Source organism: Leifsonia sp. fls2-241-R2A-40a (assembly GCF_030209575.1).
Lineage (GTDB): Bacteria > Actinomycetota > Actinomycetes > Actinomycetales > Microbacteriaceae > Leifsonia.
In genome coordinates this window covers 1,805,057-1,819,675 of sequence record NZ_JARVRS010000001.1, presented here as the reverse complement: position 1 = coordinate 1,819,675, position 14,619 = coordinate 1,805,057, and the positions used below count along the sequence as shown (strand labels likewise).

14 protein-coding genes are annotated in these 14,619 nt (G+C 71.5%); 5 read left to right on the top strand and 9 right to left on the bottom strand.

The genetic code is table 11. From position 1 onward, the window contains the following. Window positions 1-67: 67 nt before the first annotated feature. Together QRN40_RS09155 and QRN40_RS09150 are read right to left on the bottom strand one after the other, a co-directional pair. Complete coding sequence (locus QRN40_RS09155) at window positions 68-1,741, bottom strand: DHA2 family efflux MFS transporter permease subunit (protein ID WP_285115279.1); 1,674 nt, start codon at window positions 1,739-1,741, stop codon at window positions 68-70. Between the two features lie 11 nt (window positions 1,742-1,752). After that, the gene (locus tag QRN40_RS09150) at window positions 1,753-2,331 is read right to left on the bottom strand and encodes a PadR family transcriptional regulator (RefSeq protein ID WP_285115278.1); all 579 of its coding nucleotides are present in this window, start codon (window positions 2,329-2,331) and stop codon (window positions 1,753-1,755) included. A gap of 99 nt (window positions 2,332-2,430) precedes the next feature. Between QRN40_RS09150 and QRN40_RS09145 the strand changes: the two genes are divergently transcribed. Next, window positions 2,431-2,952, top strand: coding sequence for a gamma carbonic anhydrase family protein (locus tag QRN40_RS09145; protein ID WP_285115277.1), 522 nt, complete (start codon window positions 2,431-2,433; stop codon window positions 2,950-2,952). Between the two features lie 20 nt (window positions 2,953-2,972). Here QRN40_RS09145 and QRN40_RS09140 read toward each other — a convergent pair whose 3' ends face one another. From QRN40_RS09140 to QRN40_RS09110, 7 genes are all read right to left on the bottom strand, one after another. After that, entirely contained in the window at window positions 2,973-3,578 is a 606-nt protein-coding gene (locus tag QRN40_RS09140) for a uracil-DNA glycosylase family protein (protein WP_285115276.1), read from the bottom strand. Between the two features lie 9 nt (window positions 3,579-3,587). Then, window positions 3,588-4,751, bottom strand: coding sequence for an alcohol dehydrogenase catalytic domain-containing protein (locus QRN40_RS09135; protein WP_285115275.1), 1,164 nt, complete (start codon window positions 4,749-4,751; stop codon window positions 3,588-3,590). Beyond that, on the bottom strand, window positions 4,748-5,638 hold the full coding sequence (locus QRN40_RS09130; RefSeq protein WP_285115274.1) for a phosphonatase-like hydrolase: 891 nt from the start codon (window positions 5,636-5,638) through the stop codon (window positions 4,748-4,750). The genes QRN40_RS09135 and QRN40_RS09130 overlap by 4 nt, the downstream gene beginning before the upstream one ends. Window positions 5,639-5,664: 26 nt before the next feature. Next, on the bottom strand, window positions 5,665-6,822 hold the full coding sequence (locus QRN40_RS09125) for a TIGR03364 family FAD-dependent oxidoreductase (RefSeq protein WP_285115273.1): 1,158 nt from the start codon (window positions 6,820-6,822) through the stop codon (window positions 5,665-5,667). Between the two features lie 20 nt (window positions 6,823-6,842). Next, window positions 6,843-8,432, bottom strand: coding sequence for a phosphonate ABC transporter, permease protein PhnE (phnE, locus tag QRN40_RS09120; protein WP_285115272.1), 1,590 nt, complete (start codon window positions 8,430-8,432; stop codon window positions 6,843-6,845). Next, complete coding sequence (gene phnC / locus QRN40_RS09115; RefSeq protein WP_285115271.1) at window positions 8,432-9,250, bottom strand: phosphonate ABC transporter ATP-binding protein; 819 nt, start codon at window positions 9,248-9,250, stop codon at window positions 8,432-8,434. Before phnC ends, phnE begins: the two co-directional genes overlap by 1 nt. A gap of 204 nt (window positions 9,251-9,454) precedes the next feature. Continuing rightward, window positions 9,455-10,387 (bottom strand): phosphate/phosphite/phosphonate ABC transporter substrate-binding protein, encoded by a 933-nt coding sequence (locus tag QRN40_RS09110; RefSeq protein ID WP_285115269.1) that lies wholly within the window; start codon window positions 10,385-10,387, stop codon window positions 9,455-9,457. A 165-nt stretch (window positions 10,388-10,552) separates the two neighbouring features. On the opposite strand from QRN40_RS09110, the gene kynA reads away from it, so the two are divergent. From kynA to QRN40_RS09090, 4 genes are read left to right on the top strand one after another with little or no spacing between them, the layout of a single operon-like run. Continuing rightward, a complete protein-coding gene (gene kynA / locus QRN40_RS09105; RefSeq protein WP_285115268.1) occupies window positions 10,553-11,413 on the top strand; it encodes a tryptophan 2,3-dioxygenase in 861 nt (286 codons plus the stop codon). Then, window positions 11,410-12,492 (top strand): amidohydrolase family protein, encoded by a 1,083-nt coding sequence (locus QRN40_RS09100; RefSeq protein ID WP_285115267.1) that lies wholly within the window; start codon window positions 11,410-11,412, stop codon window positions 12,490-12,492. The genes kynA and QRN40_RS09100 overlap by 4 nt, the downstream gene beginning before the upstream one ends. Further along, a complete protein-coding gene (locus tag QRN40_RS09095) occupies window positions 12,489-13,763 on the top strand; it encodes a kynureninase (RefSeq protein ID WP_285115266.1) in 1,275 nt (424 codons plus the stop codon). The genes QRN40_RS09100 and QRN40_RS09095 overlap by 4 nt, the downstream gene beginning before the upstream one ends. Then, the gene (locus QRN40_RS09090; protein WP_285115265.1) at window positions 13,756-14,601 is read left to right on the top strand and encodes a PaaX family transcriptional regulator; all 846 of its coding nucleotides are present in this window, start codon (window positions 13,756-13,758) and stop codon (window positions 14,599-14,601) included. Before QRN40_RS09095 ends, QRN40_RS09090 begins: the two co-directional genes overlap by 8 nt. The last annotated feature ends 18 nt before the right edge of the window (window positions 14,602-14,619 follow it).

The following is a 14,619-nucleotide window of genomic DNA, read 5'->3' as shown; positions in this document are numbered from 1 at the left end:
CTCGTCGGAGAACGGAAAAGGGAGGAGTTCGCAGCCGCGATGGCTGGGAACTCCTCCCTTTTCGGTGTCAGTCGGTGACCGGAGCGGCGTGGACGCCGTGCGGCGGCTCCTCGCCGGGGGCCGCATCCGTCGCGGGCGGCACGTCGGCGACGTGCGAGCCGTGGACGGTCGCATCCACCGGGACCGGGGCGGCGTGGGCGCCGTGCGTGGATGAGACGCCGTCGGTCGCGTCGACGGCCGTCGCACCGGGCGCTGCCGCCGCACCGGCCGGGCGCGACCAGGCGGGCGGCTGCGGGCGCTCCCACCAGACGACGACCAGCGCGCCGAGGAAGGCGACAGCAGCGGGCAGCAGCAGGGCCTCCGACATGGCCTGCGTGAAGCCGGCGTGGAGGAACTGCGGGAGCTCGGTCCCGGCGGCCGCTTCGCTCGCGTTCGCCGAGCCGCCCGGGACCTTCGGCAGGTCGACGGCCAGACGTCCGGAGATGAGGGCGGCGATGGATGCGCTTCCCAGCACGGCGCCGATCTGACGCGTCGTGTTGAACACGCCGGACCCCGCGCCCGCCTGGTTCATGGGCAGGTTGCGGGTCGCGGTCGTGGAGATCGGACCCCACACTCCCGACATCGCGATGCCGAGGAGGGCGCTCGGGATGAGCAGCAGGAAGATGTTGACGTCCGGCGACAGCATCCGCGAGTACAGGAACAGCGAGAAGGCGAACAGGACCAGCGCCGGGGTGGCGATGTTGCGCGGGTTCACCCGGTCGATGAGCTTGCCGACGAACGGCGCGAGGACGCCCGAGAAGACGGCGGTCGGCGCGAGCATCAGGGCGGACTCGGTCGGGGTGAGGCCACGGACCGTCTGGAAGTAGAACACCAGCGGCAGCGCCATACAGGTCACCGCGAAGCCGACCGTGGTGATGGCGGCGTTCGAGAGCGAGAAGTTGCGGTCGCGGAAGAGCGGGAGCGGCAGCAGCGGCTCCTTCTTGTTGACGGCCTGCCACACCACGAACGCGGCGAGCACGACGATGCCGGCGATGATGAGGCCCCACACGGTGATCGGGCCCCAGATGACGCCCCAGTCGTAGGTGCCGCCCTCCTGGATGCCGAACACCAGCAGGAACATGCCGACCGCGGACAGGATCACGCCGAGGATGTCGAACCGGTGGGTGTGCGTCGGGAGCTTCGGCACCAGGCGCATGGCGAGGATGAACGCCACGATGCCGACGGGCACGTTGATGAAGAAGATCCACTCCCAGCCGAGGGTGTCGACCAGGATGCCGCCGAGCAGCGGGCCGATCAGGGTGGCGACGCCCGCGACGGCGCCCCACAGCCCCATGGCCGCGCCGCGGCGCTCGGGCGGGAAGATGCGGGTGATGACGGCCATGGTCTGCGGCGTCATCAGTGCGGCGCCGAGGCCCTGGACGACGCGGGCTGCGATCAGGAAGCCGATCGATCCCGCGAACCCGCACCAGGCGGACGCCGCAGTGAAGATGACGAGGCCGATCAGGTAGATGTTCTTCGGGCCGAAGCGGTCGCCGAGCCGGCCGGTGATGAGCAGCGGCACCGCGTACGCGAGCAGGTAGGCGCTCGTCACCCAGATGACGGCGTTGTAGTCGGTGCCGAGGTCGAGGCCCTTCATGATCGACGGGTTGGCGACCGACACGATGGTCGTGTCGATCAGGATCATGAAGAACCCGATGACGAGGGCCCAGAGGGCGGGCCACGGCTTGTATTGACGTTCCATGAGGTCTTCTCTCAGTGCTTTTCCTCGGACCAGGACACTACGCCGGTCTCGAGGTCTGCGATCAGGGATTCGAGCAGTGCCGCGTCCGCGGCGGCGAGGGCTCGTTGGTAGCGCACATCCAGCCAGTACTTCGCGGGGACCCCGCGCTCGGTCAGGTGCGCAACGGCGTCATCCAGCACCGTGGTGTCGGCGCGGATGAGGGAGACGCGCTTGCGGAGCAGCGCGACGACGGTCTCTACGGGGAGGTTGTGGGCCTCCCCGAGCCCGAGAGGGAACTCGGGGTACTCGTTGGTGGGTGTGCCGATGATGTCGGTGATGCGCTCGCCGAGGGCGCGCGTCCCGTCGTCGGTGATCTCGTAGGTGGTGCGTTCGGGCCGGTTGCCCTCGCGCTCGGTGCCGGTGGCGCGGACGAAGCCGTGCGCTTCGAGCCGGTCGACCGTGTGATAGAGCGAGCCCGGGCGCACCTTGACCAGTCGGTCCTCCGACCGCTGCATGAGGGTCTGGTACATCTCGTAGGGATGCGACGGACGCTCGGCGAGCAGCGCGAGCGCGGCGACCGCGAGGGGCGTGAGGGTGCGGGGTTCGGACATGTAAATGGATGCTTCCGGTTCGATTATTCCAGAAGGAATATACGGCACGGACCAAGCGCTCGTCAAGTACCGTGAGGGCGTCAGCAGGAAGGAACCGCCATGCTCTTCGCCCTCCCCGGGGATCGGTCCCCGAAGGTCGCCGACGACGCCTGGGTCGCCCCCGGCGCGACCGTCGTGGGCGACGTCACCCTCCATCCCGGCGCCAGCGTCTGGTACGGAGCGGTCGTGCGGGCGGACAACGCTCCGATCGTCATCGGACCGGACTCCAACCTGCAGGACAACGTCTCGGCCCATGTCGACCCCGCCTTCCCGCTGACCGTCGGCGCCCGGGTCTCGGTCGGCCACAACGCCGTACTCCACGGCTGCACGATCGAGGACGACGTCCTGATCGGGATGAGCGCCACCGTCATGAACGGCGCCCGCATCGGCACCGGGTCGCTCGTCGCCGCCGGGGCGGTCGTCACGCAGGGCGCCGACATCCCGCCGCGCTCGCTCGTGGCCGGGGTCCCCGCGAAAGTGCGTCGCGAACTGACCGACGAGGAGCTGCGAAGCATCGCGGAGAATGCGGCCGTGTACCTCGACAAGACGGCGCAGCACCGGGACGCGGTCGCCCTGGACTGAGCGCCCTGGCCCGCCCGGCCTCAGCCCGCGTCGAGCATCGCGCGGTTGAGGGCGAGCAGCTGGTCGGTGAACATCCGCGCGCCGCCCTGGGCGGGATGCCGCACCGCCGGCGCCTCGATGCCCGCCTCGGCGAGCGCCCCCTGGGCCTTCCGCCCGACCGCGACGACGGTCTGCACGCCGAGGGCGCGGATGAGCTCGAGGGCGACCGGGCCGCCCTGGCGGACCTCCGACGACCGCGGCGTCCGATTCGTCTGCGGGTGCCCCGGGACGAACGGATGGTGCGGGTAGACCGGCCACGACAGCGGAAGCGGACCCTGCCACTGCTCCATCGTCGCCCAGAACACGCGGCTCGACGCCTCCCACGGCGCCTGCGGCCCCGAGGGCAGTTCCAGTCCCGGGAGGACGCCCGCTTCGACTTCGCGCACCGAGGTGAACGGGACGCCGGTGACCGTCATGCCGCGCCATCCCGGCGCCTCCCCGAGCAGCAGGATGGGCGCGTGCGGGAGCTCGAGGTAGCGGCGCAGGTTGCGCTCGCGCAGGCGCCCCGGCTCGTCGTCGCCGTAGAGCAGCTCGGCGTCGTCCGGCTCCGGCACGGCCCGGATGAGGTCGAAGAAGCGGTCGAACACCACATAAGGCTACGGCCGCACGCCGATGCGCGGATGTCCGGTCGCGGCGAGCGCCGCATCCACGTCGGCGAGCGGGAACGTCTCGCCCACCTGCTCGGCGAACGGATACCGCTGCCACGCGGCGGCGAGGAAGCCGACCGCCTGCTCCAGGTGCCGCGGCGCGTAGTTGTGCACGCCGCGGATGGTGAGGAGGCGCCGGACCAGTTGCTCCGGAACGATCCCGAGCTCGGGGCCGGGCGATACGGAACCGACGAGGACGAGCACGCCGCCGACGTCCACCGCTCCGAGCAGCGACCGGACCGCGGCCGGGTTGCCCGACAGCTCGAGCGCGATCGTCGGAGCCGGGGAGCGACCTCCCACCTTGGCGAGCACCGCGGCGAGGCCGGTCGGCGATCCCGCTGCTGCTCCCGGATCCGCGACGCCTGACGCGCCGAATGCGAGCGCTGCGTCCCTCCGCTCGGGCACGGGGTCGCTGATCACGACGCGCGCTCCGGCCTCCACCGCCATGGCGGTCGCGGTGAGGCCCAGCATCCCGGCACCGGCGATCAGCACAAGCGCGCCCTCGAGCGGGACGATGACGGATGCCGCCTCCACCGCCGCTGCGACCGTCGCCGTGGCACAGGAAGCCGGTGCGAGCACCTCCGCGGGCAGCTCCTCGGGCACGCGCACCAGCGGCGTGCCGTCGAGGATGTGGGTGTGGGTCGCGAAGCCGCCCGACAGCTCCCAGCCGCGGCGCATCCGCTCATGTCCGTACTTCTGCAGGCTCAGGCACTTCTGCGGCAGTCCGCGGCGGCAGCGCACGCAGCGGCCGCACGGGACGGCGACGGACCACACGATCCGCTCGCCGAGCGAGACGCGGTGGCCGTCCGTCGTCTTCGCCCCGCCGCGCCCCAGCGCGACCACGCGGCCCACCTGCTCGTGCCCGAGCACGAGTGGGGCCGGTGCCTGGCGATGGCCGAGCACCGTGTGGATGTCCGACCCGCACACCGTCGCGAGCTCCACCTCCACGAGCACGTCGCCGGGCGCCAGTCGCACACCCGGCACCGCGACCGCCTCGTGGGCGTGCCCCTCCCCCGGCCACACCATCGCGGTGGCCGACGGGTACACGCTCACCCCCATCCCCAGGCGCGCCGGCGGCTCGACGACGCGCGGGGTGACCGCCTTGATCGTCACCGGGTGCCGGACCCCTCCGCGGCGTCGTCCGCCGGAACCTCGAAACCGAGCAGCTCGGGCAGGTCGGCGACGCTCGGCAGCACCGCATCCGCCCCGGCGTCCAGCAGCGTCTGCTCGTCGTGCGCGCCGGTGAGGACGCCGACGACCAGACCCGCGCCGGCGGCGATCCCCGAGGCGATGTCGCTGGCGGTGTCGCCCACCACGACCATCCCCTCCACGCTGGATGCACCCGTGCGCAGGAGCGCCGTCAGCGGCAGGTCGGGGAACGGCCGGCCGCGGCCCGCCTCGGCCGGGCTCAGCGTCACATCCGCCAGGTCGCGCCATCCGAGGGCGTCGAGGACCGCATCCTGCGTCGTCCGCGAGAAGCCCGTCGTGAGCGCCACCTTGACCCCGGAGCTGCGCAGGCGGCGGATCAGCTCCTCGGCACCGGGGACAGCGCGCAGCCCCTCGCTGGCCGCGAGCTCCGCGTAGGCGGACTCGAAGACGGCGTTCGCATGCTGCGCCTGGTCCTCGTCGCCGGTCAGCGAGCGGAACACGGCGATCTTCGACTGGCCCATGGTGTCGCGCACGAAGGCGAGCGCGGCGGCGCGGTCGTCAGGCGTCTCGCCGATGCCCGCCACCTCGGCGGCGCGCTCGAACGCGCGCTCGACCAGTCCGTCGTCGACGACGGTCGTGCCGGCCAGGTCGAGCACGACGAGTTCCAGATCGGCGAGGTCGTCCTCGTCGCGGTCGTCGGCGTCGTCCTCGCGGTCCAGGGCGTCCTCGACGACGTCGAACTCGTCCCAGTCCACGTCGCCGTCCGCGCCCGCGGGGGCGGCCGTCGCCGCCGGTCCGGAGACGACGGTCACGTCGTCGAATTCGCTGGTGATGCGTCCGTCAGGGGTCATGATGGTGCCTTTCGTTGCGGTCGGGACTAGCGGGCGCGAGCGGCGCCTGCGGGAAGAAGGGAGCCGGGAGCCCCCGAGAACAGCTCGTCGACGACCCGGTCGGCGAGGCCGAGCCCTGTCGTCATGCCGATGCCGGTGGTGACCGAGACGACGCGGACGTCCGGGGCGGGCGCAGCGACGAGGAACTCCTCCGGCGCGGAGGCGTAGACGCCCTGCCAGCGCTCACGGACCCGCAGCTCGCTCACTCCGAACAGCTCGCGCGTCTGCTCCAGCAGCAGCGCGAAGGCCTCCTCCGGCTGGAACGGCGTCACGTCGGCGCCGCGGTAGTGCGTGTCCCCGACCACCAGGGTGCCGTCGGGCCGCTGCGTGTACATCTGGTTCACATCCATCGCGGCGAGCGCCGGCTGCTCGGCAGCGAGCCGCTCACGGAGGGCCGCCGCGCTCGGAGTGTGCGCGAACCCGGCGTACCGGACCAGCGACCAGCCGGTGAGGAGCGGCGCGGACAGCGGCTGGTCGAGCGCGGCCTCGACGAGCATCATGTCGAGCCCGCAGCGCTGGATGCCGTGCGCCTCCGCGATGCCCGGGAACAGCTGGTCGACGTCGTGGTTCACCGCGACGACGACCGTGTCCGCCGCCACGCGGCCGCGGGTGGTGTGCACGGTCCCGGTCTCGACGCCCACGACGGCGGTCTGCCAGAAGAAGTCGACACCGTGCGCATCCAGCCACCGCATGATCGCGACCGCGGCCTCGCGCGGGTCCACCTGCAGGTCCGACGGAAGGAAGGCGCCGCCGAGTGCCACCCCGTCCGCGACGGGGACCCGCTCGCGGGCCTCCGCCGGCGTCAGGATGCGCACACCGTGACCGCCTCGGCGCTCCCGGAACTCCTCCAGCACGGCGAGCTCGTCGTCCGCCCGGGCCACGACGACCGTGCCCGATTCGCGCAGCCAGAAGCCCGCCTCGGGCGCGAGGGTCAGCCACAGCTCGCGGGCCAGCTCGGCGTAGGCGCGCGCCTCGCCCTCCTGCCCGGTGATGCAGAGGTGCCCGAAGTTGCGGACCGAGGCGCCGTTGACGCTCGAGGCCCGGTCGACGACCGCGACCGTCAACCCGCGACGCAGGGCGGCCACGGCATGGCCGAGACCGACGATGCCTGCGCCGACCACCGCGAGATCGTAGTGCCTGCCCATCCGATGCCTCCCTGTTCCTGTCAGCGCAGCGCCCGCCGCATCCACACGGCGAGTCCTTCGACGACGAAGACCGTCGCCATGATCACGAGCACGAACGCGAAGACCTCGTTGTAGGCGGAGACCCGGGCCGCGTTGTTGAGGTAGAACCCGATCCCGCCGCTGCCGACCACGCCGAGCACGGTCGCCGCGCGGATGTTGCTGTCGAAGAGGTAGAAGCTGTGCCCGACGAACGCCGGGACGCTCGGCGGAACGGTCGCGGCCGAGTACACCTGCAGGCGGCGGGCGCCGACGGCGGTGAGCGCGCGCTGCGGACCGGCCGGGACCTCCTCGATGGAGTCGGCGAACAGCTTGCCCAGGAGCCCGACGCCGCCGAACGCGAGCGCCACGACCGCCGCCGTCGGCCCGAGCCCGGTGATGATGATGAGCACGATGGCGAGCACCAGCTCCGGGACGCCGCGGATGGCGACGAGCAGCGTCCGGAAACCGTTGCGGGTGACCGGGCCGGGCGCGACGTTCCGCGCAGCCAGCGAGCCGATGGCCAGGGAGAACACCAGGCTGACGACGGTCGCCGCGAGCGCGATCAGCACGGTGTCGCGCATGGCCACCGCGATCTGCTCGACCGTGTACGGCTGGAACGTCGGCGGCCACAGCCGGATGAGGCCGAGGTTGCGCCAGAAGGTCAGGAAGTCGCCCCAGTGGATCTGCGCGATCCAGAACGAACCGAGCACCACCACGGCCAGCACCGCGACGGTCGCCGTGTTGCGCACCCGGCGCTGCGCCCGCGTGCGCGCCGGGCCGCCGCCGAGCATGACCCGGCGGATGCTGGACGAGACGACCTCCATCACCACACAGAGGGCGAACATCACGAACGCCAGCGCGATCGCGGTGCGGTAGTCCAGGGTCGCCAGCGCGCGCCACAGTTCGTAGCCGAGCCCCGCGACACCGACGTAGCCGAGGATGATCGACCCGCGCAGATTGATGTCGTTGCGGTGGAGCACGGTCGCCACCCAGCTCGGGGCCACCTGCGGCAGCACGCCGGACAGGAACTCCTGCGACCGGCTGCCGCCCGCGGCACGGATCGCCAGCCGTGGACCTTCGTCGATCTGCTCGATCGCGTCGGCGAACAGCTTCGAGATCATGCCGATCGAATGGATGCCGATGGCCAGGATGCCGGGAAGCGTGCCGAGCGTGAACATGACGGCGAAGATCATGGCGAGTACCACATCCGGGATGGACCGGGTCGCCACGGTGATGCCGCGGCCGAGCCACTGCAGGCTGCGATGCGGCGTCGTGTTGGCCGCCGCGATGCAGGCGACCGGCAACGAGAGCAGGGCGGCGAGCAGGGTGCCGAGGATCACCATCCCGAGCGTCTCGCCGATCGCCGGCCAGAGCACCTCGGGCGGCGGGAAGCGCAGCGGGAACGCGCGCTCGAGGAACGCCTCGGCGTGCGGGAGGCTGCGCTCGAAGGTCTGGAAGCTCAGCCCGAGGATCGGGAAGGCCCCGATTCCCAAGCCCAGCAGGGCGAGCAGGACGGCGACGGCCGCGATCCGCGAGCCGGACGGGCGGGGACGCGCGACGCCGGCGCGCGCCGCGACGGGGACGGTGACCATCAGGCGGGCTGCACGGGAACATCGACGAGCTCGGTCGCGATGGCGGCCAGCTCGCTCGTGGTGGTCGCGACGCGACCGTAGATCTCCATGACCTGCGCCTTGTCCAGCCCGGAGGTGGGCGTATCCAGCACGACACTGCCGTGCCGGAGCCCGACGATGCGGTCGCCCCAGCCGAGCGCGAGATCCACCTGGTGGAGGCTGCACACCACGGTGAGTCCGTCATCCAGAGCGATCTCGCGGATGAGGTTCATGACCTGCTCGCTCGACTCCGGGTCCAGGGAGGCGACGGGCTCGTCCGCGAGCAGCACCTCCGGCTCCTGCATCAGGGCGCGCGCGATCGCGACGCGCTGCTGCTGACCGCCGGAGAGCGTGTCGGCACGCTGGTAGGCCTTGTCGGCGAGTCCCACCCGCTCCAGGTGGGCCTGCGCGCGGCGGCGAAGAGAAGCCGGGTAGCTGAACACACCGAGCCGCGGACCGCGCAGGGTCGCGAGGGCGCCGGTCAGGACGTTCTCCAGCACGGAGAGCGGACCGACGAGCTCGAACTGCTGGAAGATGAATCCGACGCGGGAGCGCAGCGCGCGCAACCCCCGCCCGCGGAGGCCCGGCACCGACTGGCCGAGGACGCGCACGTCGCCGCTGGTCGGAAGCTCCAGTCCGTCCAGGTGACGGAGCAGGGTCGACTTGCCGGAACCGGAGAGTCCGAGGAGCACGACGATCTCGCCGCGGGCGACCGTCAGGCTCACGTCGTCGAGCGCGGTGGTCTCGGCGAACCGCTTGGTCACACCGGTGACCTCGATTGCGCGTGAAGTGTCGGACATGGTTCCTCATCGCTCGAGAGACAACGTCCAGTCAGGCTAGGAGCCGGGTGCGACGGAGGGCGCAACTCGCGGTAAAGCGGGGGTGAACGGGGGACGGACGGCGGGTGTTCCGGGGTACACGGCCGGCCCTGCGCAGTCCGCCGAACGACGGACCGCCCGCCCCGGAATCCGGGACGGGCGGCCTGAGTGCGGCCGGTCAGGCCGTCACTTGGCCTCGCACTGCGTGGCCTTGGTGACCTTGCAGATGTCGCGGATCTGGTCGTAGTACTTGTCGTCGACCGGGCTGAAGGCGGCGAACGTCGCCTTGAACCCGTCGGAGTCGGCGTCCTTGATGCCCGCCTTCTGGATGTCCGCGATCGTGACCGTGGACAGCTTGTCGGTCAGCGTCTTCTTGACGTCGTCCGGCAGCGTGGTCGAGAAGACCATCGGCGCGCCGGGGACCATCGTCTTGGCGACGACCTTGAGGCCCGACTGGGCGTCGACGGCGGAGTCCTCGGCGAACCCGGCGTCGCACTCGGCGCCCTGCGAGACCTTCAGCGCCGATGCGTCGTGCTTGCCCGCGAAGACCGGTGTGATGTCCTTCTCCGGGTCGATGCCGGCCTTGATCAGGTTGTAGGTCGGGAAGAGGTAGCCGGAGGTCGAGCTCGGGTCGACGAAGCAGACCTTCTTTCCCTTGAAGTCCTCCAGCTTGGTGATCTTCGAGTTCGCCGGAACGATCGCCTCGGAGAAGTAGCCGGGCTCCTGGCCCTCCTTGGTGATGATCGAGGCGAACGGCTGGATCTTGGCGCCGCCGTTGGTGGCCGTCACGTAGGTGAAGCCGGAGAAGCTGGCGACGTCGATCTGACCGGCGATCGCGGCCTGGATGAGCGCGGTGTAGTCGCTCGACTCGCGGTACTCGACCTTCTTGCCGGTGATCTTGGCGATGTAGTCGGCGATCGGCTGGTAGTTCGACTGGGTGTTCACCGTGTCGGGGACGACGCCGAAGACGAGGGTGCCGGAGTCCTTCGCGAACGACACCGCCGAGTCGGAGGCGCCGTCCGTCGAGGCGGCGTCGGCCGAGCCGGTGCAGGCGGCGAGACCGAGCGAGAGCACGAGCGCCGCGCCGACGGCGAGCGTCTTGGTGAGGGAGAGTTTCATCGGGTGGACCTTCCTGGTGAGGGATTCGGGCGCGACGCATCTGGGCTGCCGCGCTCCGACCGGCACGCTAGGGACGCCAGACGACGGCGCGGGCAACCGCTGGTTACACCGCCGTGAACGTTCCGCAGTGTTGCACTTCACGGACGACCGGCGCAGAATTGCAGCATGGCCGCCGGCGACAACACCCGTGAGTTCGATCCCGATATCGTCACCGACTTCCGGGAGCGGATGTCCTACGGCTCCTACCTGGAGCTGGAGACGCTGCTGAGCGCCCAGCGTCCGGTGAGCCGGCCCGAGCACCACGACGAACTGCTGTTCATCATCCAGCACCAGACGACAGAGCTCTGGCTGAAGCTCGTCCTGCACGAGCTCGAGTCCGCGCGCGACCTGCTGCGGGCGGACGACCTGTCGCCGGCCTTGAAGCGCATCGCCCGCGTCAAGCACATCCAGCGCACGCTCACCGAGCAGTGGTCGGTGCTCGCCACCCTCACGCCGACCGAATACGCGGAGTTCCGCGGCTTCCTCGGCAACTCGTCCGGGTTCCAGTCGTACCAGTACCGAGCCGTCGAGTTCGTGCTCGGCAACAAGAACCGGCGCATGCTGAGCGTCTTCGAGAGCGACCCGGCAGCGCACGCCCTGCTCGCCGAGCTGCTCGCGGCGCCGAGCATCTACGACGAATTCCTTCGGTATCTCGCCCGCGCCGGCTTCGACGTGCCGACGGCGCTCCTGGAGCGGGACGTCACCGAGGCGCACGTCTTCACCCCGGAGCTGGTCCCCGTGTTCCGGGAGATCTACGAGCACGCGAACGAGCACTGGCCGGAGTACGAGGCCTGCGAAGAGTTCGTCGACCTGGAGGACAACTTCCAGCTCTGGCGGTTCCGCCACCTGAAAACCGTTCAGCGCACGATCGGCATGAAGACGGGCACCGGAGGGTCGAGCGGTTCGGCGTTCCTGCAGAAGGCGCTCGAGCTCACCTTCTTCCCCGAGCTCTACGCCGTGCGCACCGAGATCGGAGCCCCCGCATGAGCGAGCCGCACCCGGCAGCCGCCGAGACCTTCCTCTCCGTCGACGCCGTCTGGAACGGTCGCCGTTTCCTCGGACCGACCACCTTCCGAAGCGACGGCGAGCGCCTCCATCCTGTCGACGACGTGCCTGCGCGCAGCCGCGTCCACCTCGGCGGAACCCTCTTCCCGCGGCTCACGGACCACCACACGCACCTCGGCCTCACCGACCAGGCGGCGCTCTTCACCGGCGGGATCACGCACGCGATCGACCTCGGCTGGGTGCCGGCCGTCGCCGCGGGCTGGCTCGCCGACGACCCGACGCGGCCCTCGGTCGCCATCGTGGGCTCGCTCATCACGTGCCGGGGCGGCTACCCGGTCAACGCCGGGTGGGGGCCGCCGGGCTCCGCCACGGAGGTGGGCGGCGAGCGCGAGGCGCGGCTGGTCGTGCGGGGGAACATAACCCTGGGAGCCTCGCGGATCAAGGTCACCCTCAACACCGCGGCCGGCGAAACGGTGGACGACCGGGTGCTCCACGGAATTGTGAGCGAATCCCATGCGCAGGGCGTGCCGGTCACCGTCCACGTCGAAGGCGCGGGCCAGACCGCCAGGGCCGTCCGCGCGGGCGCCGACCAGCTGGCGCACACTCCCTTCACCGAGCGCCTCGACGACGAGCTGATCGCCGAATGCGTGCATAGGAGGATGAGCTTGGTCAGCACCCTCGACATCCACGGCTGGGGAGAACCGACCGAGCACCACCGCATCGCCTCCGACAACCTCGGCCGCTTCGCCGCGGCCGGCGGGCGCATCCTGTACGGCACCGATCTGGGGAACGGTCCCCTCGCCGTCGGCGTGAACGCCCGGGAGCTCCGCGGGATGATCGACGCGGGCGTCCATCCCGACGACGTGCTGCGCTCCATCGCCGGCCTGCGCCGCCCGGACGACGACCGCGCCCCCACCATCGGCCCGCGCCTGGCGTGGGTGGCCGGCACGGCGCCGGACGACCCCGCCGCACTGCCGGACTGGCTCGCGACGGCTCGCGGACTCACCGTCCGCCAGTTCGGCGAACTCCCCGACCGCACACCATCCGAGGACCCCGCATGACCGACTTCGACCTCGCGCCCCCCGCATCCCTGCTGCCGGACGCCCTCACCGCCGCCCGCGCGCTCGACGCCGCCGACTCGCTCGCGGCCTTCCGCGGCCGCTTCGCCGGCATCGACGACGGCAGCAACGCGGTGACTGCCTACTTCGACGGCAACTCGCTGGGCCGACCGACGCGGGCGAGCATCGACGGCATCCACCGCTTCCTCCTCGACGGGTGGGGCGGCCGGCTGATCCGCGGCTGGGACGAGGAGTGGATGGAACTGCCGTTCACGATCGGCGACGACCTCGGCCGGGCGGCGCTCGGCGCCGCAGCGGGCCAGACGTTCATCGGCGACTCCACCACCGTCCTCCTCTACAAGCTGGCGCGCGCCGCCGTGGACAGCCTGCCGGAGCGGAGCGAGATCGTCCTCGACACCGACAACTTCCCGACCGACCGCTACCTGCTCGACGGGATCGCGCGCGAGCGCGGCCTGGACCTGGTGTGGATCGAGGCGGACACCGAGGCGGGCGTCACGCCCGAGCAGGTCGCGGCGGCCGTCGGCCCGCGAACGGCACTCGTCGTGCTCAGCCACGTCGCGTACCGGTCGGGATTCCTCGCCGACCTTCACACGATCACCCGGATCGTGCACGATGCGGGCGCGCTGGTGCTGTGGGACCTGTGCCACTCCGCCGGATCGGTCCCGGTCGAGCTGGATGCCGCCGGCGTCGACCTCGCGGTCGGCTGCACGTACAAGTACCTCAACGGAGGCCCCGGCTCGCCGGCCTTCGGCTACGTCAACCGGCGCCTCATCCCGCAGCTGACCCAGCCCATCCAGGGGTGGATGGGCGCGAGCGACGTCTTCCTCATGGGCCCGGAGTACCGCCCGGCCGGCGACATCCGCCGCTTCCTCAGCGGCACGCCGCCGATCGTCGGCATGTTGGCGATGCGCGACACGATCGCGATGATCGACGAGGCCGGGATCGGCGCGGTGCGGACCAAGTCGGTAGCGCTGACGCAGTTCGCCATCGCCCTCGCCGACGAATGGCTGACCCCGCTGGGGGCGACGCTGGCCAGCCCGCGCGACCCCGAGAGCCGCGGCGGCCACATCACGCTGAACCACCCGGCCATGCGCGAAGTGACGGCCGCGCTCTGGCAGCAGGACGTCATCCCGGACTACCGCGACCCGGGCGGACTTCGCGTCGGCCTGTCTCCGTTCAGCACCAGCTTCGAGGAGGTCCACGCCGGGATGGCCGCGGTGCGCGACACCCTCGGCGAGCTGACGCATGAGTGAGGCTGCGGCCGCGCGCGAAGACCTGGAGGCGAGCAGCGGCAGTGCGACGGCGCTCCTGCGTACCGTCGTCGGCAGCATCCTGCGGCCGATCGGCGGATGGATGAGCGCCGCCGGCGCCGTCCGGCTGATGGACGACCTCGGCATCCCTGCGGCCACGGCCCGCTCGAGTCTCGCCCGGTTGTGCTCGCGCGGTGTCCTGCGGCGCGAGCAGCGCGACGGCGTCGCCGGGTACGCGGTTGATCCGGCCGCCGTCCCGATGCTGCAGAGCGGGGATGCGCGCATCTACGGCGAGCGCGTGGAGGCGTCCGCCTGGTGCCTCGTGTCGTTCTCGTTCCCGGAGCATCGGCGGGCCAGTCGCGACCGCCTCCGGCGCCGGCTCGCCGCGCTCGGCTGCGGGAGCGTCGCCGACGGCCTGTGGATCGCGCCCGCCGGCCTCGAGGAGGAGGTCGCGCACGCCGCGCAGTCGCCGGACGGCGACGCGGCGGTGGTCCTGTTCACGGACGCCGTTCCCCGCGGCGACCTCGCCGAGGGTCTCTCCCGCTGGTACGACCTCCCGGCGATCCGTGCCGTGCACGAGTCGTTTCTCGCGCACTTCGGAGCGGCGCCGGCCCCGGCCGACGATGCGCAGGCCTTCGCCCTGTGGATGCGCGCGCTCGACGAGTGGCGCGTCATCCCCTACCGGGACCCCGGGCTGCCGTCGGATGTCCTGCCCGGCGACTGGCCGGGAGCCGCCTCCGCCGGCCTCTTCCGGCGGCTCCGCCGCGACCTCGAGGACCGCGCCGTCGCGTACGCCTCCGCCGTCGCGGCCCCGGAACGGACTGTCGCCGCCGCACGGTAGAATCGTCGACGAACCCCC